This window comes from Arundinibacter roseus (genome assembly GCF_004348825.1).
GTDB classification, from domain to species: Bacteria; Bacteroidota; Bacteroidia; order Cytophagales; family Spirosomataceae; genus Arundinibacter; species Arundinibacter roseus.
This window is the reverse complement of the sequence record NZ_SMJU01000003.1, coordinates 313,227-337,122: the sequence shown is the minus strand read 5'-3', so window position 1 is coordinate 337,122 and position 23,896 is coordinate 313,227. Positions and strand designations below refer to the sequence as shown.

The 23,896-nt window shown below is 44.5% G+C and carries 13 protein-coding genes; 7 read left to right on the top strand and 6 right to left on the bottom strand.

Annotation, left to right across the window (positions count from 1 at the left end; all coding sequences use genetic code 11):
* A complete protein-coding gene (locus EZE20_RS06060) occupies positions 1 to 9,081 on the top strand; it encodes a Tc toxin subunit A-related protein (RefSeq protein ID WP_132115559.1) in 9,081 nt (3,026 codons plus the stop codon).
* 130 nt (positions 9,082 to 9,211) lie between these two features.
* Here EZE20_RS06060 and EZE20_RS06055 read toward each other — a convergent pair whose 3' ends face one another.
* Complete coding sequence (locus EZE20_RS06055; protein ID WP_132115557.1) at positions 9,212 to 9,589, bottom strand: helix-turn-helix domain-containing protein; 378 nt, start codon at positions 9,587 to 9,589, stop codon at positions 9,212 to 9,214.
* A gap of 380 nt (positions 9,590 to 9,969) precedes the next feature.
* Between EZE20_RS06055 and EZE20_RS06050 the strand changes: the two genes are divergently transcribed.
* From EZE20_RS06050 to EZE20_RS06035, 4 genes are all read left to right on the top strand, one after another.
* On the top strand, positions 9,970 to 11,382 hold the full coding sequence (locus tag EZE20_RS06050) for a DUF1593 domain-containing protein (RefSeq protein ID WP_165933420.1): 1,413 nt from the start codon (positions 9,970 to 9,972) through the stop codon (positions 11,380 to 11,382).
* A gap of 554 nt (positions 11,383 to 11,936) precedes the next feature.
* Positions 11,937 to 12,452, top strand: a complete 516-nt coding sequence (locus EZE20_RS06045) for a helix-turn-helix domain-containing protein (RefSeq protein ID WP_317129155.1) — start codon at positions 11,937 to 11,939, stop codon at positions 12,450 to 12,452.
* Between the two features lie 84 nt (positions 12,453 to 12,536).
* Positions 12,537 to 13,763, top strand: a complete 1,227-nt coding sequence (locus tag EZE20_RS06040) for an ice-binding family protein (protein WP_228713583.1) — start codon at positions 12,537 to 12,539, stop codon at positions 13,761 to 13,763.
* A 46-nt stretch (positions 13,764 to 13,809) separates the two neighbouring features.
* Positions 13,810 to 13,953 (top strand): lasso RiPP family leader peptide-containing protein, encoded by a 144-nt coding sequence (locus EZE20_RS06035; RefSeq protein ID WP_132115551.1) that lies wholly within the window; start codon positions 13,810 to 13,812, stop codon positions 13,951 to 13,953.
* Between the two features lie 24 nt (positions 13,954 to 13,977).
* Here the strand turns inward: EZE20_RS06035 and EZE20_RS06030 are convergent, their stop codons facing one another.
* Positions 13,978 to 15,930, bottom strand: a complete 1,953-nt coding sequence (locus EZE20_RS06030) for an asparagine synthetase B family protein (RefSeq protein WP_165933419.1) — start codon at positions 15,928 to 15,930, stop codon at positions 13,978 to 13,980.
* Between the two features lie 605 nt (positions 15,931 to 16,535).
* Between EZE20_RS06030 and EZE20_RS06025 the strand changes: the two genes are divergently transcribed.
* A complete protein-coding gene (locus tag EZE20_RS06025) occupies positions 16,536 to 17,237 on the top strand; it encodes a hypothetical protein (protein ID WP_132115550.1) in 702 nt (233 codons plus the stop codon).
* Here the strand turns inward: EZE20_RS06025 and porU2 are convergent.
* Positions 17,234 to 20,494, bottom strand: coding sequence for a putative type IX secretion system sortase PorU2 (gene porU2, locus EZE20_RS06020; protein ID WP_132115549.1), 3,261 nt, complete (start codon positions 20,492 to 20,494; stop codon positions 17,234 to 17,236). The two genes, EZE20_RS06025 and porU2, sit on opposite strands and share 4 nt — an antisense overlap.
* Before the next feature lie 220 nt (positions 20,495 to 20,714).
* Between porU2 and EZE20_RS06015 the strand changes: the two genes are divergently transcribed.
* Positions 20,715 to 21,602, top strand: a complete 888-nt coding sequence (locus EZE20_RS06015) for a phosphotransferase family protein (protein ID WP_132115548.1) — start codon at positions 20,715 to 20,717, stop codon at positions 21,600 to 21,602.
* 13 nt (positions 21,603 to 21,615) lie between these two features.
* Here EZE20_RS06015 and EZE20_RS24525 read toward each other — a convergent pair whose 3' ends face one another.
* From EZE20_RS24525 to EZE20_RS06000, 3 genes are all read right to left on the bottom strand, one after another.
* Positions 21,616 to 22,149, bottom strand: coding sequence for an endo-1,4-beta-xylanase (locus EZE20_RS24525; protein WP_262709642.1), 534 nt, complete (start codon positions 22,147 to 22,149; stop codon positions 21,616 to 21,618).
* Positions 22,150 to 22,175: 26 nt separating this feature from the next.
* A complete protein-coding gene (locus EZE20_RS24520; protein WP_165933418.1) occupies positions 22,176 to 22,910 on the bottom strand; it encodes an endo-1,4-beta-xylanase in 735 nt (244 codons plus the stop codon).
* A 333-nt stretch (positions 22,911 to 23,243) separates the two neighbouring features.
* Positions 23,244 to 23,780 carry a DUF4142 domain-containing protein gene (locus tag EZE20_RS06000; protein WP_132115545.1) on the bottom strand — a complete coding sequence of 179 codons (537 nt, stop codon included), beginning with the start codon at positions 23,778 to 23,780 and terminating at the stop codon, positions 23,244 to 23,246.
* Positions 23,781 to 23,896: the final 116 nt, after the last annotated feature.

The following is a 23,896-nucleotide window of genomic DNA, read 5'->3' as shown; positions in this document are numbered from 1 at the left end:
ATGCCATCAGACAACCAAACTATCCCCTACCATGTTTCCGGACGAGTGACGGACATGAGCAATTTTCCCCTGGACCAATTGCTCGTCCGGGTATTCGATCGGGACCTTCGTAGCGAAGAACTGATTGGGGAAACTGTCACCAACCGCGACGGGTGGTATAATCTGGACTATTTCCCCGAAAATTTTCTGAAAGATGAAAAACAATATCCCGATTTGGACGTGAAAGTTTTCACTCGAAACGGACGACAGCTGCTCTATGAACCGACCATCAAAGAGATTCGGTTCAATGCCAGAAGGCGGGAAGTAATTGACATCAAATTGACCCGAAGTATACCTAGGGAGGCTGACGAATTTACCCGGTATTTAGGTGAACTAGACGCTCTACGAGGAGATGTGCCCATGTACGAATTAGATGAAAACGAAAAGGTGCAGGACATTAGTTTTCTGACCCATGAAACTGGAATTTCGGGCGAAAGGATTGAATATCTGGTACTTGCCTATCGTTTGGAGGCCCAGTTCGGATTGCCGCCTATGGTGGCCTACGGTTTGCTGCGAATGGAAACACTCATTCGCCGGGATATGAAAGATATGTTGCGGGCTCGATTTACCATCGGGCTGGATTCAGATCTTCAACTGTTGCTTTTTGATCTGGCACTATTAGATGAGAAACGAATTCAGGCAGATCTTGAAACAGCCGTTACTGCTAACTACATCCCTAAGAATGCTCTGGAAGAATACCGGAAAGCAAAGGAAATTTTGAACAAATATCGTCCTGAGGCCAGCGATTTTGACCAAAAAGAAAAACCACGCCGGGTACTGAATCTTTTGTCTGGATTTATTTTAACCGATCGAATCAGTCAGGTCACAGAACTGCTAAATCAATCGAGTGGCGATATGAACGCTTTTTTCGAATCGCTGGAAGAAAATGATTTATTTACTACCAATGAGGACAAAAATAATGCCGAAGTAAGCCTCTTGCTTGGCTCACTACTGGGCTACAACGAGGAGCTTACGGAGGAGATAAAGCGCGTGGCAGGTGTTCGCAGGCCGGAGGATCTCAAAAAACTGGTTCAGCTGGAAGATTCGGACTGGAAAGCTATTTTAGGCAAGGTATCTGGTGAAGGACTAAATGAAACAAATTCTCTGAACCAAAGGATCGTGGATTTCCATGCCTCACGAATGGTCAAGAATCTGGAAGCCAGGTTTCCTTCTGAAACATACCTGAGACGGTTAATCCTGGATAAAAATCCGATGCCACGCAGAAAAGAACTGGGGGCATTTCTTATGGATCATCCTGATTTTGATCTGAAAGAAACACGCCTGGATGCCTATTTTAAAGAACATAAATTGCTGGATGAAAGAGACGAATCGGTAAAAGTTGAGCTGAAAAGACATCAGCGTATTTTTCGGCTAACGCCTACGTATGAAATTGCTAAAGGGCTGATGGATCAGAATATTCATTCTTCCCAGGGAGTAGTAGCCGTTGGGAAAACCCGATTTATTAACGAAGTGGCTTCAAAAGCCGGACTGACGCTGGCAGAAGCAGAAAATGTTTTTGCCAAAGCAGAGAGAACGCACACGGCAACCTTGCTGGTGGTGGCCGATCTGAACGATATGAAGGTTGCTGCCGGGATTCCGGCTTTGGCAGGCGATCAACTAGCCCTGAAACTGGGGAAAGTTGGAGAGGACTTTCCTACCCTTAAAAACCTTTTTCATCTGACAGATACTTGTGCCTGTGAGCACTGCCGTTCTGTGTACAGTCCAGCGGCGTATCTGGTTGAACTGTTGCAGTTTTTGGATAAACGAAGAGTAAAAGACACGCAGCCACCCATCACTCTGACCAATGCCAAAGACGCCCTTTTTGAACGGCGTCCCGACCTGGGTGACCTGGATTTGAGCTGCGATAATGCCAATGTACCTGTTCCTTACATTGACTTGGTATGCGAGGTTTTGGAAGAATACATTAGCCCGGATCCCGGATTTAATTTCAATGGGCAGGTAGCCGCAGGCGCGCCGACCAATGTTCTGCTAACAGCCCTTTTAACTTCCGGTTTTCCCGTCACAGATAAGGCAAATATTTTTCCGCCAGATGTACATGGCGACTTTATTTTGCGTGATAAAAATCTGGTATTAAAACTGCACAATACGGGGGTTAACCAATGGAATATTAAGGAGCTTCACCAAACGTACGGCACCGCCAATGAGCTTTCTGCCAGTCCCTACTATGTTAATGAAAATGCTTATAATGTACTGAAAAACAGCGAGTATGCCTTTGGTCTGCCTTTTGATTTATCCCATACCGAAGCCAAAGCTTATTTTGATCGCTTCGGCATTGCCCGTGCGGAATTGATGGCGTCGCTGCAGTCGGGTAGTCAGCCAGCCGATATCGACCTCGCTGCTGAGCGGTTGGGACTGACCAAACAACAAAAAGATCTGGTAGTCACGCAAGCGGTAGGTAATCAAAATGTGTATTGGAATACTGCCGGCGTGGCAAGTACAGAAATTAAGGTGGTTTCGACGATGCTGGACAAAACCGGCCTTACTTATCGGGAATTGAATGAGCTTTTGGAACTTGATTTCATGGGCGCAAATCTTTTCATAAAACACCTGGACGAGAGTTGCGATCTTAGTCAAAAAACGATTGAGAACCTCACCGCCGGAGTGCTGGACCGCATTCATCGGTTGTTGCGGCTGCGAAAAGCTACCGGCTGGTCGTTTCAGGATTTGGATGCCATAATCATGACGCCCGCTTTGGGAAACGGTAACCTCGATACGGCCTGTTTGATCAACATGGGACATTTGGTGGAAATAAAGGATAAAACCGGTCTTAAAATTTCTGAGCTGACGGGTTTTTATGGCGATATACCTCATACTTTTACCAGCAATGAAAAATACGTACCGCTCTACCAGCAGGTATTTTTAAACAAAGCGACCAATGGCGAGATAAATCCGGAATTATTACCGGAAAAAATTGATGGCTCTACCAATCTTGTCACTCATAAAACCTCTTTATCACTGGCACTGCAACTCACAGAAGTTGATTTTGACCGATTACTTGCAGGCATGACCAATACGGATCTTAGCTGGGCAAACCTTAGCTATCTGTACGCCTCGGCTCGTTTTTGTAGTAAAAGAAAAATATCTATAAAAGATTATCTGATCTACAAGGAATTGACTGCTCTGGAACCCTTTGCCTCACCAGCCAATACCCTGCAATTTATCGACTATCTGGATCAGGCAAAAAATTCGACCTTGTCTGCTGCTGATGTGAAATATATGCTGCACCACGAGTCCGAAAATCTTGATTTGCGCAGCATTACCGACAATAAAATCAGTGAAATGCTGCTGCAAATTCAAGAAAGTTATGCAGCAGCCTACCTTGCAAACAGATCGGCATTTGATGACAATCTTTCCGTAGAAGAACTCTCAGGAAATTTGAAAACTATCCTTCTTCGTCTGCCAGGAATTACCCAGGAGATTGCCAATGATTTTGTAAAAATGGCAACCGGTGCCTGGACTGAACCTCCGATGCCGGCTGCTTCCGGGTTTATTGATGAGTACCTGGACTTATTTCTGGATACAACCCCTATCATCGCAGCTCAGGCAGCGATCTCCCCCGCCGAAGACAATACCGATCCACAAGCCGGTGCGACAAAAAAGGCATTCATTCAATCCATTCTTGACCCCTTATCGGCTTTTCTTTTTGCAACAGATAAAGAAAATGCCCTGATTTCCATTTTGGCAGAATCCTTCCGTACCGAGCAGGATGTTGTCAGTTCTGTCCTGGTTTACAGCGAACTGGGCCAGCCGGGAGGCGACTATCTATACGATTTGCTTACGGACGACAGCCTTGTTGATCTAAATGATCCGGAAAATTTTCCGGTGGTAGACGAAACAACTTACCCCAAACAATACGATTCGCTTCGGCTGCTGCACAAAATGCTGCCCATGATCGCCTCGCTGGGAATACCTGCTACCGACCTGACCTGGTGGCTTGAATCTGCCGGACCGACCCCGGTAGGAATGGGTTGGTTGCAGCCGGATCAAATTCCCTACAAAAACGCGCAGACTGCCGCTTCCTATCAGCAGTGGTTGCACCTGACAGGCATGGTGGCGGTTTCAAAGAAATATCCGGCTCTCGAAAATCCGGCTGACCCTGAGCAACCTTTTACGTTTGTAGGAGTACTCGATCTGTTGTTGAATGGAGTTTCAACCGCTGATTGGCTGGATCAGCTTGCGGTAATCAGTGGGTATGACAGACAGGCGCTGGAAGAACTGGATGCACATTTCGGATGGTCGAACCCAACGCTGGAATCGTATAAAATGCTTCAAACCTGGGATAGGCTGGAAGAAAGCATGGAATACATCCGTAAAATGAACGTAACCGTTGCCCAGGCGCTTGAAGTAACCAAAACCGAACTAACCGGTGCGGACGCTGCCATGCTGCGGGCGGCACTCAAAACGCGCTACTCTGAGTCGCTTTGGCTGATCACGCTGAAAGAAATCATGGATAAAATTCGTCCCCAAAAACGGGATGCACTGGTTTCCTATATCCTGGCCGAAAATGCGGACGTAACTACCACAGCCGACCTGTATGATTTTTATTTGATTGATGTAGAAATGGAAGCCTGCATGCCTTCTTCACGCATCGTGCAGGCGCATGGAGTTGTGCAATTATTTGTACAGCGCTGTCTGATGGGCCTCGAACCTAACACGGCCGCCGATACCGTGGCGGACCCTGGATGGGAGCAGTGGAAATGGATGAAAATGTACCGCGTTTGGGAAGCCAACCGGAAGGTATTTCTATATCCTGAAAACTGGATTGAACCCGAACTGCTCGACGACAAGTCGTATCTTTTTTCTGAACTGGAAAATGAACTGCTACAAAACGAGCTGAACGAGTTTACGACCGAAGAAGCCATTATTCGTTACGTAGAACGGCTGGACGATATTTCTTTTCTGGAAGTGATGGCAACTTACTACGAAACCGAAGCCTACACGATGCACGTTTTTGCCCGCTCCAAAGGCGGCGATCCTCCGCAGTACTACTACCGACGTTTTGAAAGTGAAAGGTATTGGACACCCTGGACGATGGTGCCGTTGGAAATTTCCTCCAATCAGCTGTTGGCCTTCAAGCGCAACAGCCGGCTGCATTTGGCCTGGCCGGTGTTCACCGAAGAAACCAATGAAGATCAGATTCCGACGACACCAGCCGTTTCAGGATCTAATAATACACCTTCATCAAAGCTCAATATTCCCGAGAAACGGTTGAAAATTCAATTGGCAATCAGTCAATTCGCTAACAATCAATGGAAGCCCAAGAAAATTTCGCAGTCAGCCATTACCACTGACTTTACCATATATCATTCAGAGCTGAATCATGAAAAATATAACCTGATTTATGGTCCGTTCACAAATACAATTTTGGTTTTTCATTCTTCATGGGATAACAATACCGAGTACCACACTCGGGATGGAATTTTCAAAATCGCCGGATGCCAGGGATATCCCGAACTTTTGGATACCCAGCAAAAATACATGCGGGATTTCTTGCCGGATATCAGCGATGCGTATTTGCGGCCACAGCGCTATTTTGAACAGGGAGTATTTAATTCACCCGATAATCTCTTTATTTTACATTTGCTATCCTTCTTTGGATTGTCTGAACGGCTGAACAAAACCCCCGGCCTGTTCCGAATTTCTCACCCATTTCAGCTTAATTTGTTCGATATTATCGGGTATGTTTTCATGCTTCTGCTTTCTAATGTTTTCCGAGACGGCAAAGGGAAAGAACGATTTGTCAAGCTTCCGTTCGGTACCTTATTTCCCTATTTCTTTGAAGATAGTCATCAAGCCTACGTAGCGGTACCGGGTTTTTATGGTAAAACAAAAGATGCTAGTGGAAATGAAATGACTGTGCGGCGTACCTTCTCCGATATTCATAAATTGGTCATGGATCTTTGGGCTCTGTTTGTTAAATATGTACAGTTATTTCAGGCAAATCAGGATGCTGCCGCAACGTTCAACGCACTACAAATTGACCCTGATTTTCTGCATATTGTGACAGAACTGGAAGTCTACAAAACCTTGAGCATCGGGGAAGAATGGCGGAATTTTTACTATCCCATGATGTGCAGATTGCGAACCGTTCTCTATAACCAGGGTGTGGATGGCATCATGAAAAGAGATTTGCAAATGGAGCAGAACGACTTTAATTTCAATGCGAACTACGCTCCCGCACCGACACTCGTTACGCCTTATCCGGTTGAGGATTTTGATTTTAGGAGTGATGCCAGTTACAGTTCCTATAACTGGGAGCTGTTTTACCATACTCCTCTGATGATTGCCAATCGCCTGCGTAACGATCAGAAGTTTGATGAAGCCTTCCGATGGTATCACTACATGTTCAATCCAACTGGTACGCTGGACGGAGTAGTTCCAAATAAATATTGGGTCACCAAACCTTTTTTCCAACACACCGATAGCGATTATCTGGCACAACGAATCGACGTGCTGTTGTATAAAGTAGCTACTCCCGGCACGCCTGAAATTGCCGAATTGGAATTTGCCATAAATCAATGGCGCGAAAAGCCGTTCCGACCCCATACCGTGGCCCGTTTCCGACCCGTGGCCTACCAGAAAACCGTGCTGATGAATTACCTGCAGGCGCTGATCGACTGTGGCGACTACCATTTTCGGATGGATACCATGGAGTCAATCGTGCAGGCAACGCAATACTATATGTTGGCCCATAAACTTCTGGGGCCGAAACCTCGGGTGGTCTCGCCGGTAGTCAAACCTCCTTACCAAACCTACAACCAAATGGAGGCCGACCTGGATGCTTTTGGGAATGCGCTGGTGGAATTGGAAAACCTAATCCCGGATTTGAGTACCCTCCCGCAGGGTGGAGCTGAATTGCCTCCTGTTCCCGAGACACTTACGTCGCTTTATTTCTGCATTCCGCTCAATGAGAAAATGCTTGGGTACTGGGACACCATCGACGACCGGCTATGGAAGATTCGCAATTGCCGCAATCTGGACGGGGTAGAACGTTCGCTTGCACTTTTCGCGCCGCCAATCGATCCCGGTGCGCTGGTTAAAGCGGCAGCGGCGGGTTTGGATATTGGCAGCGTGATAGCCGGTATGAACGCTCCACTGCCACACTACCGCTTCAATGTGCTTGCACAAAAAGCAACCGAACTGGTACAGGAAGTGCGGTCATTGGGGGGCGCGCTGTTGCAGGCCCTGGAAAAGAAAGACGCCGAAGCGATGTCTCTGCTACAAAATAGTCTGGAACGTAAAATTTTGAAGCAGATGCGTAGCATAAAGTTGCTGCAAATCGAAGAATCAGAACAGCAGATTGAGGTCCTGAACAAAACCAAAGAAACTACGCAGGAAAGACATTCCTACTATGCGTCTATTGAAAAAATCATCGACAACGAACAGTTGAATCTGGATAAATTGTCGGAAGGGCAGGACTTTCAGCTGGCTGCCCAAATTGTGCAGGCAACCGGGGCGATTTTGGGCCTAATACCGGATTTCAACATTGGCGGTCACGGCGCTGGCGGATCGCCCGCGTTTACGGCCTCTTTTGGGGGCTCCAATCTAGCCGAGGCCGCCAACGCCGCCGCAAGCGTACTGAATATTCTCAGCAGTCAGGCCAACTATCAGGCTAATCGAGCGAGTATTCTGGGTGGATACGACCGCCGTTGGGAGGACTGGAAATTACAGGAACGTACCGCGGCTCTTGAAATCAGACAGATAGATCAGCAAGTTGTTGTGGCCGAATTAACTAAACAACGCAATGAAAAAGACCTGGAAAATCATGACATTCAAATTGAGAATAACGAGAAGTCCGAAGCCTTCATGCGGGATAAATATACCAACAAGGATTTGTATCAATGGATGATTGGAAAAATCAGCAGCGTGTATTTTCGTGCCTACCAACTAGCCTATGATATGGCCAAAAAAGCGGAAAAAAGCTATCAGCACGAGCTGGGCAACAACGATACTTTTATTGATTTTGGCTACTGGGACAGTCTGAAAAAAGGTCTGCTGGCATCTGACCAATTGCTACATGATGTCAAACGAATGGAGGTTGCTTACCTGGACAAAAATAAGCGGGAATACGAAATTACAAAGCATGTTTCGCTGGACATGCTGGATCCGCTCGCCCTCACAAGGCTGCGTGCCACGGGTTCCTGCACGTTTGATATCCCTGAAGCCGTGTATGATATGGACCATCCCGGCCATTACTTTCGCCGCATCAAGTCCGTCAGTATTTCACTGCCCTGCATTGCCGGACCGTATACATCGGTGAGCGGAAAGCTTTCCCTGGTAGCCAATAAATTTCGCAAAAACACGGACATGGCTCAGGGGGCTGCGACTCCAATCGAAGAATATCAGGAAGATCCGGGCAATGATAGCCGCTTTGCGTATAACATTGGCACTATTCAAAGCATTGCCACAAGCAGTGCACAAAATGATAGCGGTCTGTTTGAATTCAATTTTCGCGACGAACGCTACCTGCCTTTTGAGGGCACCGGAGCTATTGGAACCTGGCGTTTTGAATTGCCGGAAATGAGACAATTTGATTATCAGACCATCCGCGATGCCATTGTACACGTACGATACACGGCCCGCGATGGCGGCAGCACGCTGCGCGGGTTGGCTTCTAGTACCCTGGCTGAAAAACTAACGGGTTTGGCTCAGGAATTAGGCAAGACCGGTCTACACAAAGCAATTAGTCTGCGACACGAACTTCCCAACGTATGGCATTTGTTCAAAACCAACGGAGACGCGCTCATTACCCTTGAAAAAGAAAGGCTTCCCTACTTTACGCAACCTTTGGCAGCGAGTATCAGCAACGTTATTTTTCTGGCCCGACTTGAAGATAATGCAGCTTCTCTCACTCTTCAACTAGATGGCGACGACCTTGTGCTGAACCGTAACGACAGCTGGCAAATGTGCATCGGAGAAACCACCGAAATCGACCTGAATACTCAGTTTCAACTCACGATTGACGCTGGCGATCGTCCTAAATTGGTAGAGTTACTGATGGTTGTGAAGTATGAGTTTTGAATTTTAAGTCTAAATTTCCTTCTTGAAAATTTAGGGTTAATTTTCCTATTGCCGCAGATTATGTCTCGCAGTCCTGAGATTCAAAACAGGATTGTGAGACATAGCGTTTGAAGGGTATGTAATTAAAGAGTCATCTTAATTCATACTCAGCAATCAGCGCGTCGACAGGTATATGCAATAACTTGCTGAATCTACGCACCATTGTCATCGAGAGTGCACGTTTGTAATTAAGTATTTTACTAATAGTACCTTTATCACCAAATTCTTTGGCGAGATCGGCAGGTTTGTATCCAAAATCTTCCATTCGGATTTTAATCATCTCAATGGGATCAACTTCTGGTAATTGGCTTGTTTTTTCTTCATAGCTAGAAATCAGATGTGCTACCAAAAGTTTCTCTTTGTGCTCATCCGTTCCATTTTCTGCGTACTTGATTTCCTGATAGCGAGTCAGTGCCTTGCTGTATTCTTGCTCAGAATCTATGAGATACCAGCTTATTTTCCGGCTCATGACTAAATTTTTTGATTTGTTGGAAACAAGACAAATATTTCACCATTTACTCAATTTCTCCGATGAAATGCAGTACTGCCCTGTTTCCTGAGTATAAAGTTAAAACTTTGACAACAAAAAATCCATTTAATAGCCATTCGTGGTTGATATTAATGCTTTTATAGTTTTAAGCTGTAAAGATTTGTAGTCTCGGCAGTCAGATAAAGCCGGTTCAGTAGGAAAAAAATATCACTACACAGGAGCCCTGAATTATCCGGATATATAAAGTAACCGCAGCACACATGCAAATGATTTTATACCTTTATCAAAAATCGTCGAAAACTCGTTTCATTGGTTTTTCACCAACTTTCCTGACAACCTAATCTATGCCAACAATGCTCATGAATGCTATACTCAAATTAACATTTTTCACCCTACTTTTCAGTTTCGGTATTTTTTCACCTCTGCTTGCTGCAGATACAAAACCCAGAATCATTATCATTTCAGATATTAGCGGAACAGCCGAACCGGATGATTATCAGTCATTTATACGGTTTTTGTTGTACAGCAATGAAATGGAAATCGAAGGAATTGTTGGGGTCGGTTCCATTTATGGGCCCACCCGGGGAGACAATAAATATTTCCACGAGGTGATTGACCTGTATGGCACCGTGCGCAACAACCTGCTGAAACATGCCAAAGGCTATCCTACGGCAGACTATCTAAAATCGCTGGTGACGGTGGGTCAGCGGGGAACAGTAGGGATGGAAAATGTTGGCGAGGGAAAAGCTACTCCGGGCTCAGAGATGATCATTAAAGCATTGGAAAGAAAGGACTCACGTCCCCTGTGGATTAGTATTTGGGGGGGCACATCCACAATGGCACAGGCGCTGTGGGATATCAACTATTCCCGTGGTTTTAGTAAGAAGAAGATCCAGACCTTGCTATCCAAAATCAGGATCTATGATATTGCCGGTCAAGATAATGCGGGTGGATGGATTGCCAAAACCTTTCCGGCGGTATTTTACATCCGATCTTCACAGCAGTTTTTGGGCATGGCCGAGGGGCACGTTGCCGCCGCACAGGGAGGGAATCTTGACGTTGGTAATACGGAATGGTTCAAAACTAATATTCAGGAACAAGGGCCCATAGGCGGCATTTATCCAAAAAGAAAATACAGTTATGAGGGCGACACACCTGCCTTTATGCACCTGATTCCAAACGGTTTGTCAGATCCTGAAATGGTACATTATGGAGGATGGGGCGGACGATTTAACAAGGAAAAAGTCAAGAATCCGGCGGTACGATCAAATAAAGTTCTGGAAAATGAATTTTACGATTTTTTCATGTACAACGACGCGAAGGATTCCTGGACATATGGTGATAAGACTTATACTAATGTGTTTAGCGGACTTTACCGGTGGCGCGAAGAATATCAAAATGACTTTGCCGCCCGTATCAAATGGACGATGCTTTCCAACGAAGAAGCCAATCACAATCCGGTAGCGGTAGTGAATGGGGATAAAACGAAAGAAATAATTCGCATGAAGTCTACGCCTGGTCGTAAAATTCAACTGAGTGCCAAAGGTTCGAATGATCCGGATTCTGATCAGCTTTCGTACGAATGGTTTTACTATATGGAACCCGGGACCTATAATCAGCCGGTAAAAATCACAAATTCGGATGCGGAAACGGCTACGTTGCACATCCCGACGGATGCTGACAATACGGAAATTCACATCATTCTTAGAGTTCGAGATTCCGGTATACCCAATTTGTTTGCATATCGGCGTATAGTTGTAGTGGTTAAGTAGTAATGCTTTGGAATGTAAAAAGTCATCTATGTATCCATGGAATAAAATGGAGTTATAAAATATTTTATCTGGAATTGGATGTTTCAGGAGTCCAAAACCTCTTTAATGCTCATTTACCCGTAGATGTTAGAAAAAGTCCATAATTCCGCACAAAAATGCATTCAAAAATGTAAATGAATGATAATTTTCAGTTATAAAAAATTGCCATCCGAACAGGTTTTAATGGGTTAAACAAAGAAATTAAAACCATTTTGAGTAGTTAAGGATATAGTACATATTTTAACAGATGTACACAATTTTTATACACAAAGAATAAAACAAAAGCCTTGGCTTGCTTTATTATATTCCTGATAAATGTTATAAAAAGTTAAGGTTGTAAAATTTTCCCTTCATGAAAGAATGATCGGTGAAACTAACTATTTGTTATCCAGTATTCTAGCTGTGCGTGTCATTCAGTTGGCCTAACATTCTTAACCTTTTACTTCCCTATTCGCTTGATTCTACACATTAAATATATGGTTAGCCTATGTTGCAAAACGTTGGTTCAGGCCATTTTGGACGAATATGATATTCCCTACAAATCCATCGAATTGGGGGAAATAGAGCTAAAAAGTGCCATTTCTGATGAAAAAAGAGCAGAATTGAAGCGTGCTTTGCTGAAATCGGGACATGAACTTATGGATGATCGAAAGGCTGTTATGATCGAAAAAATCAAAGGGGCTGTTATTTCCATGATTCGAGAACCAAATGAAGAACTAATCTTAAAGGTAAAACATTCTGACTACCTGTCTAAGAAACTGGATTACGACTACACCTATATGGCCAACCTGTTTTCAGAGGTTACAGGTGTAACTATTGAACATTTCATCATTGCTCATAAAATTGAGCGAGTTAAGGAACTTCTGTTGTATGACGAATTGAATCTCACCCAAATCGCTGAAAGCCTTAACTATTCCAGTGTTAGCCATTTATCTAGTCAGTTTAAAAAAGTTACGGGACTTACCCCTACTTTTTACAAACAACTTAAAAACAAAAAACGAACGATACTTGAAGATGTGGGAAAAATATAAATCAAATACATAATTATATAACGCTATTGAGTCAAAATACAGGCAGATTTGTGAGGTTATATCGGCTACACAACCATTATGTATATGAAAGGCTCAAATTTACTACTATTCTTTCTTCTCGCATGCGCTGTTAGTAATGGCTTTGCGCAAACGATGGCTCCCAACTTGCGGACTGCTGCGAGCTTTGCACTGTTTACGGTCAACGGAGCATTTACTAATTCGGGAGCCTCACTAATTAATGGTGACATTGGAACCAACGTAGGTGATTTAACCGGATTTCCACCCGGAATAGTAAATGGTAGCATCCGCCTGCAGGCTTCCTCCGAAGCAATTCAGGCTGCATCCGATGTAATAGCCGTTAACACTTATTTAAGCGCTATCTCTTGCGGAACAACCCTTTCGGCAGAATTGGCCGGGCTAACACTTACGCCTGGAATTTGGTGTCAGCCTACGGCCTCGGCTACGACCCTGAATGGTTCGCTAACGCTCAGTGGATCCGGTATTTACATCATCAAACTAAATAGTGCGTTAACCACCGGCACCGCATCAAGTATCGTATTGACGGATGGAGCTTCGGCAAACAATGTCTTTTTTCAAGTGAACGGTGCAATTGTGGCCGGAACAAGTTCCAGTTTGCAGGGGACATTTGTGGCAAATGGTGCCATAACACTCAATACTGGTGCGTCTCTCATGGGAAGAGGATTGTCGATCGCAGGAGCTATTGTTCTGAACGGCAACACTGTTACGAATGTAGCAGCCCCGCTTCCTGTTTCGCTTGTGTCGTTTTTTGCCAAAGCGGAGACAGCCACAAATACGGTGGATATAAGCTGGACAACGTCCTTTGAGACAAACAACCGGGGATTTGTAGTTGAGCGAAGCAAAGACCTTGTGACTTTTACCAAAGTAGGCGAAGTGGGTGAAATCGCCGCGACGAGCAAAGCCCTCAAAAACTACACACTTGTGGATCTAACTCCCTACACTGGAACAAGTTATTATCGACTGAAACAGACGGATCTAAACGGAAGAACAACAATTTATCCGGCCATTTCGGTGGTTCTTCGTGCCGATTCGTACAGTGTTTACCCCAATCCAATCAACGATGATGGTCAGTTTTCACTTCGGTTAGATGAGCCGGAAACGGCCACGATTCGCTTCTATGGTACCGATTCACGCTCTTTGCCAATTCAGAAAACTAGTGTGGAAGCGGGAAATCTCCAATTGAAATCGGCAGATAAGCTATCCGCAGGCGTATACATCCTTACGGTTGAAGAACGAGGCTTAACGCGCCAATATCGCTTGCTCGTCAGGTAATTCGGTCCCATTTTTTACAAATGTTTTCTTAAAATTCCACTTGACCATGAGGACAAAATCTATTCATGCCCTGGCGCCTGCGCCAAAAAAAGCTTATATAGCCCCAAAAATCGTTAGAGTTGGCCACGTGAAAGATCTCACGATGAAAATAGGTTCTTCCACGGATGGAATGGGGAGCTTTGGGGGCTAGCACCGTGAGCTGAAAAACTAACTTTTAACGACGTTCCGAAACCGAACTGAGCCAGAGGGAGAAGTAAATAAATCGGCTTAAAAGCCAGTTATAGCGTGTTTTTTGTTGGATAGGTATTCGGGAATTAAATACCACATCGACGATTTGGTGAAAAACAGTTCGGTCGATGATTTCCCAAATGGCGTGCGATGGAAGGGTAAACTGCTCCTGAGTAGCCAAATATAGCTGCCTTGCCGAAAGATTTCCGTACTCCACAAAATTTGTTTTTGATTGCCGGTCAATTATTGCCGCAGGAAGAACATTTTGGAGGCCGTTACGTATCAGCCCGCGCCCTCTGCCCTGATCAAAATTTACCCACGATGGGGTTGAAAGCCCGAGTTCAACCACGCGTTTATCAAAAAAGGGAAAGGCGTACTGATGCCCGTAGTAGGCTCCAATATGGTCGAACTGCTCATTGCAAATCACATTGGTAGTATTGATAATTTGACTTACTGGAACGTGATTATTGCCTGAAAAACAAGCGTTTAGTCCCTTGGTAGTTTGAAGATTTCGGGAAAAAGTTAGTTGCCTGAACTCTGGATTGAAAGCACTGTCAATTAGCTCTACATGTGCCATTTTGTCCCTAAGCCTTTTGATACAATATCGAATAATACTTGCCGTCGAAAGATGCAATTGTTTTTTTTGATTACTTATCGAACGCAGAAACGCACCCAGGTGCTCACGTCTAAAACGATTGGTAATTTCGGTACCGATCAAATGCAACAGGTATTTCTCCAATTTTTGCCGGTCACTCAAACTAAGCCATTTGTCGCTGATTTTAGTAAAATTACTGCCAGGCCATGAAATTCTCTGTCGACAGGCGCGCTCTAACCCGGTCCAATCCTGACAATCAATCAACTGATCCAGATAGTCAAAGCCGGTGGGAATAACACTGTCTCCGTCGTGACCGGTAAGAATAGTGTCGCAGCCTAATTGCCGGGCTTTTATTGAAACGCTCAGGTGAAAACTCGACGGGATGATAAACTGCTCGGGCCGATCAAACAGGCGATTTATTTCCAGTATTGAGCTAAGCACATCAGCTATTGGCTGAACGGTATGATGCTCAGGATTCCACTGCTTGAGTACTTCTTTGACGTAAAACGTTTCGTCGGTAGACGAAAGTCCGGTATCAATTGTAAATGTGTGAACCGACGCCCGTCCCTGAGTTTGGAGCAGCTGCTGCGCCATAGAACTCACCGCGGAGGAGTCCAAACCGCCACTCAAATGAGAACCAATCCGGTCTTTGCTTCTCATGCGGGAATCAATGGCACTAGTAAAATCATCCTCAAATTGTGCGGCATAATCACCCGCAACTTTTAATCCGTCCAATCGACTGTGATCCGGTTTCCAATAGGGTGTATTCAGAGTTTCGGTGCGACTCAATTGCAGACAGTGTCCGGGCAAAACACTATAAATTCCTTCGTAAAAAGTCTCAGAACTGTACGGAATGTAGGCTTTTGGCCAGCTTAGATACTCCCGGAATTTGTTTCGGTTGGGTTTGACAACTACCTCTTCGAATGCAAGTAATGCTTTGATTTCCGTGGCAAAAGCACAAAATAAACCCGGTTGATGCACATAATACAGCGGTTTTACGCCCAAAATATCCCGTGCACACAAAAGCAGTTGTCGGCGGGCATCCCAAAGAGCAATCGCAAAATCGGCGTTTGGTTGGTTAAATGAGGCATTGCTGTCCCGAAGGTAATTTGGGATGAAGCAACTTTCTGTATTTATTTGGGTAAAAAGGGTTGTATCTGCAACGGAAAAAACCTCAGCCTTGTCATCTGTTTCAAGGGTGCCATCAAACGACAGCAAAACGCCTTGTTGCAAAAAAAGGCTTTTGACTTTACCCCTGTGGGCCAAAAGGCGCTTTATTGCTGTGATGTCTTGGGGTGATGTTTCGCGTCCATCAAAACGGATCATTCCAGCAATTGCGGCCATAGTTTGAGGATGTCAGTAGGTAGTCTTGGGAAATTATCCTGAGTTAATTATTTAGGTAAATAAATGACAATTTCTAATTCAGCGTTTTGTGATCGGTAATTACCTAAACTTAGGCTTAATTATATGTATTACAAGAACGTGTTTTTCTGATTAATAAGCGAATGCTCCGTAGGAGCTGCCTGTTTTTGGCTCAATAGGTTCGCACCCAGGGTGCTAAAAATCTTTTGCTCAGTTAAAAATCAACCAACAGCTTTCCTCGCTGAGGCTGGAATTGTTAACTATTGATAACCAAGCTTCTAACCAATAAGTGATTGTCTGATTTTATCATTCAAATTTATATTTGCTTTATTGTTGATCGATGAATAGTCTGGTAAAGTTTGAATTTAATTTGGGGTATTTTTCGGGTGACGCCAATCTGCCAGCGAGCTTTGACCGCCCTGCAGTCCTGACCGCTCAGCCTGACATTTAAAATATTTACAATTTCATTCATTCATCAGTAACTAGATGCGTAAATAGTTAAACAAACGGTTATATTTAGGTACGCGCTGCTGAAAAATTGTAGATTGTCATTTTAAACTATTTTAATCAAGAATTACCACACAAGAATGCTAAAAACCAGATGTTTACAGGCAACCCTGATCATAACCCTCCTGATCGTATGCATGAGTTGTCAGGATAAGGACGCGAGACCCGTAGTGAACGATTCCGCTTATTTTCCTCTGGAAGTTGGAAATTTCTGGATTTATCAGGTAACGACTGAAAGTTTTGCAGCGGCGAATTTGCCTGTAAAACAGACGTTTCAGGTCCAGCAAAAAATCAGCAGTTCCTTCGCCAGAAATGGGGAAATGGTTTTTGTATTGGATGAATCTTTCCGACCCAACGCGGACTCTCCCTGGAAACTCACAAGCATTCGCACGGTCCAAAAAAATAGGCTTGAAGTAATTGAACAGAATGATAATGCGCCGGTTGTTCCTTTAACATTTCCAATTGATTTAACGACCTTTTGGGACAAAAATCGTTACAACACAAGTTCGGAGAAGTTGCTTAATTATCAGGACGTAGCTCGCCCTTTTGCAGTCGAAAATCTCGATTTTGCCAACACAGTTACGGTTTCGGGTAGCAACGATTCTACCCTGGTTGGACAGGAAAAATACCTGCGAGTTTACGCGCCTGGTATTGGCTGCGTGTACCGGGAAGATAGGTCGCTGACCTTTTGTCAACAGTCACCCACTTGTATTGGGAAGGGTAAAATCGAGTCAGGCAGCATAGAGAGGTGGGTGTTAATTTCCTCAGTACAAATGCCTTAATCTTGCCACAGCACATTGCCAGAGCGCCGTTCGCTGCGTCCATCCTGCCAGTTTAGTTGAAGTCGGAAAGGGTATAGACCCGGTGTCTGAGCTTGCCACAAAATCCGGTTTTTGCCGGTCCGTACCGGAAGAGGCCCTTCAAAAACCGGGATTCCCAAAACTGAGTAGATCGTTAAAATGGCTTCGGCGGGAAGATCCAAAGTTGGCAGGTTTAACTCAAACCGAACATAAGAACTTGCCGGATTCGGATAACTCTCGAAGGAAAAAGGTTCATTAGTGCCGGCCACCTGCAAAATCAGGGTGTATGGTGGCTGCGTACGGTTTCCGGCGGCATCTTTTCCAAAAACAAGGAGATGGTACGTACCTCCTTCATCCAGAGTTAGCGTCGTTTTAAACTGAATGTGATTGGTTGAAATACGCTGAACGGTCAGCCTTTCAGAAAGGATTTTTTCCGGTTCACACGTTTCGCAAGGGGCAATAAATATTTCTACGGCATCAGCATCTAGTACTGATAATGGGTTTTCGTCAAATAGTTCAATCGTAAGTTCGGGGTTTGGACCCAGCAGAACATTATTTTGCTGCACAGCGTCATTGACCAAAACCGAAAGTACCGGACTAACATCATCCGGCAGGACATTCACCGGATAGCTGCTTCCAACACTAGCTATGCTCCAATCTACATCCAAAACTCCGGTGTTATTATCTCGACTCAGTTCCGCAATCTGCTCGTCAGGATCAATCCTCAGCTCGATTTTTTGCAGCATTCCGTCGTTGGGAATATTGATTTTTAGGGTATCCCGATACCGAAAAGAATCAAAATGAATGACCTGATCGCTTATCTTTTTACCAATCATTCGTAAAGAAACCGCCACAGATTGATCCGGCTCAAACCGGCCCAAATTCGTCAATGGAACAACCACCTGAATGGAATCACTATTTTTCAGGGTACTTCCCCTCACTACAGCCTGAATGTACATCCCGTCCGGGCTGAGCGAAAAATCTGGACTATTCAAAGGATACATCACAAGGGCTGGATCACCCTGCAGCACCATTTGCAGAAGTACCGATGTGTCGTATAAGTTGACTCCTTCGTTGTCGAGTTCAGCGTTTACCAGTTGTTGGATGCGACCAAACGCAAGGCCCCAGGTCGCCGGATTATCAAATAATGTTTTGTAAAGCTTTGTAAGGTAACGTGCTGTGGATGTTTCGTAGCTGTAATAACTATGAGCCAAAACCAGCGCTGCACCCTTTTCGGGAGCCAGTAACCAATCGGTAGACAGGGTGTTGAAACGTGAGAAAATTTCACCCACTCCGCAGCCATTAAAAATCATCATGGGGTAATGAGAATTACGAAATCCGTTTTGAGGAGCCGAGGCGAAACCAAAATTCATGTCTGTAATGGCCGGTCCGGCGTGACCCAGAAAGGTGAGTAGACTCACGCCTTCATTGACCGTCGGTGCCAGGTTGACTGGCTCCACAAGCTCGTAGGGATTGCTTTTACTGAATGATTTTACCTCGCCCCCCAGCAATCCATTTTCAAAAATAGTCTCCAGACCATGCATCGCTGATTTCAGGCTTTCTGCTTCGTTTTCAGACTTTCCGCCACTTATATGGACCAATTGTTTGCGCCAAAGCCCATTGGAAGTAGCGCCTTCCAGGCGTTTAACTTTGGCCAGGTAGGTCAATACCTGCTCATTGGACTGCACGTTTAGCCGCCCGGTCGGGATAGCGGGCGTGTTCTGAGAAAAGCCTTGTAGACCCGCCGTTAACAAAATATCAGAACCCGGATAACCCATTGTAGGCACAAGGTCATCGGTTGCGGTTTTGACAAAGTAGGGATAACTGTTGGCTTTACCCAACAGCAGCAGATTCTTCACTGAGCTTGAATGCAGCATAAAATCAGCAAAACGACGAATCGCCAATGGACTGCGTTCACCGTAGTTGAAAGCGTCAAAAAGCGAGTCCACCTCTACCACCAAAGGCTTGTGGGCGCCTCCTTCCACCGAAGCCCGGTAGTCTGCGTAGGCAATCGCCGATTGTTTGAGCGACCCATGGGTCAGGATCAGGTAATCCATTTCTGCGGGGTAGGATTTACGTAAACGTACAGATTCTATTTTCATAGGTTTCAATACCTGACTTGCCAGCAAGATTTTTCGGTTTTGATTCATCCCATCGACCACAATTTGGACCTGGTCGCCGGTATTTTTTAGGGGTAAAAAACGGCAATTTATTGGATCCGTTATGTCATAGACAAATGCTGATGGCGGTGTATTTTGCAGCGGTACAAGCGCCGTCTGACGCTGCCCGGCGGACAGATGAAACACCCGGCCTGTTTGGCCCGACAGATTAAAACCCTGTGGGTAGGTTACCTTTACGTACGAGATTGAAAATTGATTGGCAGCGCCGTTTCGTTCGGGTTTAAAGAGCAAGGTAAGCTGATTTTTCGGCAACAATCCGGGAAGGAGCGTTGACCGGAAAGTTTGGCTCAAAAAGCCCAAAATACGAAGTGAAGCCAATGGTAATTCGTCTTCAAGTTGCACCTGAATCTGATGAGGTGCGTTATCACGACCGTTGACAAGCCCTTCCACTTGAATAGGCCCGGTTGTTGGCAGGTGATCGGCTAGAGTAAAAGTAACTTTGCCTACCGAATCTGCCGTTAACATGTTACCCGTCCAGTTTTCGTGAGGTTCAAAATAACTCTGCTGTAAAAAGGGTTCGATGCCTTTTAAGTTATTAAACGAATAGTCACTCGTAAACGCCTGAACCACCTCCTGCAAGTGATATTTTTCGGGTACGAGCCCCTGCGCTGAACCATCATACACAGCTACACGTTTACCGACGACTGTCTGATTGAACGTTAGAAAATAAGCCGATTGATCTGAATACAACGTTTGGTAGGGATGTGGGCGCTTCTGAGGACGATACAAAAGCGAGTCCTGACTACCGTCGTTTTTCTCTCCGTAAAATTCCAGGTAAGATTGTTCCTCAAAAAGGCCGTTTTGTAAACCAACAAGTCGGATGGCGACTTCTTTTCCACGAAAAAATACTTGCCAATTGGCCGGATTTCTACTCAGAAATGATGCATCACTTTCATGTAAATCCTTGTAGCTGATTCGGTAAACACCCGTTTTGTTTACAGTAAATTTCACGTACGCTTGCCCCTCTCCGATCCACTCGGTCCCGTATAACGCCTGAGATTGTACGCTGAACGTAAAGACCAGTAGCCACAGGGTAAGTATCCCACATTTTAAATCCATAGTTGCCAGCGGACTTCATTGGTCACGCCTTGTCAAATATACCCTTATTTTGCCGTAATAAAGCCATTTAGGGAGGCTTATGTTACATGAATATGTTGGAGCAGTGTTTAAAAATGATCACTGGTTTCTCCAATTCTGATGAAAAAATCCTAAGTTTGATAGGTTTCACTTTTGATTTAAATCTTGTTTTTTGACGAACAGAATCTTTTACCCACATAAAATGACATCCATGCACACGCAGAAATTACGCGTAGAAATTGAACAACAACTAGGCAGAAAAATCCAACGTTTTTCCTTGTTGGGCAAAGGCATGTGTAACAATGCCTGGCTGGTACTTGCCGAGGATCAGCAGCGGTACGTGATCAAGGAGGAAAAAGCTGAAAAACAGGAAGAAGAGGAGAACGACTTACTTGTGGAAGCAGAAATCATTGTGAAATTGAATGAAAAATTGCCTGAACTACCAATTCCACAGGTGGTATTTATCAACGAGAACCCAAAAATGTATGGCTATGAATATGCAAAGGGTGAATTAATGAAAATTGCCTGGAATAGCCTAACCGAAGGACAAAGAAATGAGGTATGTATTGGACTTGCCAGCTTTCATGCCAACTTGATAAATGCACTCAACATGGGCGAAATAGAGGAGCTGCAACTATCGGTTAATTTGTCCGATGAGGAAGATGAGGATGCGGTGGAAGATCTGAAACTTTTTCAGGCTGATGTGGAGCTTGCCGAAAACTATAAAGAAATGGCAAAGCTATGTTACGAGATCGTACAGGCCACAGCTTCGCAGGCAATTTTGGGCCTTTGCCATAACGACAGCCATCACGAAAACATCCTGATTCAAGAAGGACAATTATCCTGCGTCATTGATTTTGGCGATGCGGATTTTGGCGACATTCACCGGGAGTTTACCCGATATTTTCAGGATTATCCCGGCTATGCCGACTTAATCATTCAAAACTTTGAGAAACAGTCCGGCAAAAAACTATCCAAAAAACGGATTCTTGCCTTGACTGTACTTGATGCTTTGGAGGAACTACGAAGTGATTTCAAGGAATTTGGACATGTGGATTGGTTTGAACAGTTTTGGCCATTTTTATGCTAACTAAATCGGTAGACTAGTTAGTAGTAAATGCCTGATTGTTAATCACTTTTTCTGTTACATGTGTAGTGAATGTTTGTTTGGTACCGTCGGGTTTTGTAAGCAACAGTTTATAATCACCCGAAAAACCTCGAAATTTCACCTGACCATTTTTGTCCGTTCGTACGGTTAAATTTTTGGTCATCCAGTCATTTTTTATCAGTTTCACAAGCCGCCTATAAACCGGTTTGGGATTAAAATCTTTGTCTAAAAGCCCGCCGCCTTTGAGCCAAATCATACGGTCGGATAACCCCCACCAATGAATGGAAACCATGGAAGGATAGCCAAAGGCCAGTGTATAAAATTGCTCGGCAAATTCGGCCTGTGCTTCCTCCGTCCATACCCCCTCGCGCCAGCCGCCTGTAATGGCTTTTCCCGAAGACTGTGGTGTGAACTCTGTAATATGCAGCGGCAGACCAAGTTCCTGATATTTATCAAAGGTGGATACAACCTCTACGGGCGAAAACCACATGTCGCGGGGTTCGTGGGCCTGTATGCCAATACCGGTCACTGGTGTATTACGGTTTTGAAGCTCTTTTACCAACTGATAAAATTTTTGCGAACCTCAGGTTTGGCAATTACATAAAACTCATTAATAATGAAATCGCCGGCGGAGTCTGCCTCAAACGCCCATTTATACGATTTTTCTACCCACGATACTGTTTGATCAAGCGTTATACCTTTTACATCGTAACGAGTTCCTTCGTCGATTTTACTTTCACCAAATACGTTGTCTTTCAATGCAGATTCCCACGGAATAGTCGTTACCGGCTCATTCACTACATCCCACATCTTCATTTGGTTTTTGAAACCGCCCACCAGATTTTGAATGCGTGCCTTGTACAAATCCGTGGCCAAATCAGGCGGCACTTTCAATACCCAGGGCGGTGTTCCAGACATATTAGTCCATCCCAGCGTATGGCCTTTGGGGGTAATTCCATTTAGTTTGCACCAATCCAGTTTTTGCTGCAATTTTTGCCATTCCGGTTTACCTTGCTCTTTTTCGTAGGGAGCCCATTTGACTGTCAATTCCGTAAAGTTGAATAATTCAGTAAACCGTTCCTGAAATTTTCGCACCTCCTCGGCGCTGAGCCTTGGACTAAACATTTCTTCGCTTAGATTGCCGAAAAGAAAATCCTGGGTTTGCTGGTTAATTTCAATTTTGACTCCTGACAAAGGTTTCCCCTGCATGTCGGTAAAGGTGAGCAGGGCATCGCCTTTACGGAATTTCTCAATATTTTGCCGTGCCTGACTCAGCAGCTGTGCTTCCACTTTTTGCTTATCAGTGTTTTGTCCAGGGGATTTTATTGGAAAAAAGTGGATGAAGCAAAAGCTTAGCATCCTTATTAAAAGTGGCATAGAATTTAATTGAATTTCTTTTTTCATTCAAATAGTCAATTAGTTAAATTTTGTACCTCCCAGCTAAACGAAATGTTTCAATCATCCATTGGTTCTGCTACCATTGAAACAGGTCGCACGGGCATTTGTCCCGCTTTTGCGTTTTTATTTTGAGTGAAAAGTTCTGCATTCTACCCAAAGAAAAAGCGCCGTAAGTATTTAACCTACGGCGCTTCCTGAATTTTGAGTTCTTTCTTTCATCAATCCTTACGGATTTGTCATATTCCTGATACTATCGCGCAGCATCATTGCCCCATTCAGGTGTTGTTGTAGAGCAGGCAATTTGCCCGCTGCCCAGTTTGTCAATTCGGCGTCCCGACCAGTACCATTCTGATTTTGAAAGAGTGCAATCGTTTCCTTATGCGAGTTAATCATCATATTGGCAAATGTACTATCGAAAGCCATTCCCTGCCTTGCCATCAAAGAATCGACTTTCTGCTGTTTGGCAGTACTCAGTGTTGCCGGAAAGTTGATTCCTTTTGAACTGGCAATTGACATGATTTCGTTGTTAGCCTTGGTGTGGTCATCAACCATCATTTGTCCAAAAGCCTTCACAGATTGTGACATTCCTCGTTCCTGCGCCATTTCTCCCAGTCTTACTTCCAGCATGCCGCCATCTGCCGCTGCTATGACAAAGTTCCGATCCATTTCTCCCACCAGATTGTCGTCATTGTCGTCATTATCACAAGCACTTACCGCAAATAAGTAGACCAATAAATACGCAAATAATTTAACCTTCTTCATAGTTCAAACATCAGATATAGTGATTGATTACTACTATTTAGTGGTTAAATAACTATGCCTATGTAAGAATTGACTAAAAGAAATGTTTAAAGCTTAATTTCATAGTTCCTGTCGGA

Excerpts from the sequence above, each read along its gene's own strand:
- EZE20_RS06060 (WP_132115559.1), top strand. The coding sequence starts at position 1 with ATGCCATCAGACAACCAAACTATCCCCTACCATGTTTCCGGACGAGTG.
- EZE20_RS06035 (WP_132115551.1), top strand. The coding sequence starts at position 13,810 with ATGAGGACAAAATCTATTCATGCCCTGGCGCCTGCGCCAAAAAAAGCT.
- EZE20_RS06055 (WP_132115557.1), bottom strand. The coding sequence starts at position 9,589 with ATGAGCCGGAAAATAAGCTGGTATCTCATAGATTCTGAGCAAGAATAC.
- porU2 (WP_132115549.1), bottom strand. The coding sequence starts at position 20,494 with ATGGATTTAAAATGTGGGATACTTACCCTGTGGCTACTGGTCTTTACG.
- EZE20_RS06015 (WP_132115548.1), top strand. The coding sequence starts at position 20,715 with ATGACATCCATGCACACGCAGAAATTACGCGTAGAAATTGAACAACAA.
- EZE20_RS06030 (WP_165933419.1), bottom strand. The coding sequence starts at position 15,930 with ATGGCCGCAATTGCTGGAATGATCCGTTTTGATGGACGCGAAACATCA.
- EZE20_RS06040 (WP_228713583.1), top strand. The coding sequence starts at position 12,537 with ATGAAAGGCTCAAATTTACTACTATTCTTTCTTCTCGCATGCGCTGTT.
- EZE20_RS06025 (WP_132115550.1), top strand. The coding sequence starts at position 16,536 with ATGCTAAAAACCAGATGTTTACAGGCAACCCTGATCATAACCCTCCTG.
- EZE20_RS06050 (WP_165933420.1), top strand. The coding sequence starts at position 9,970 with ATGAATGCTATACTCAAATTAACATTTTTCACCCTACTTTTCAGTTTC.
- EZE20_RS06000 (WP_132115545.1), bottom strand. The coding sequence starts at position 23,780 with ATGAAGAAGGTTAAATTATTTGCGTATTTATTGGTCTACTTATTTGCG.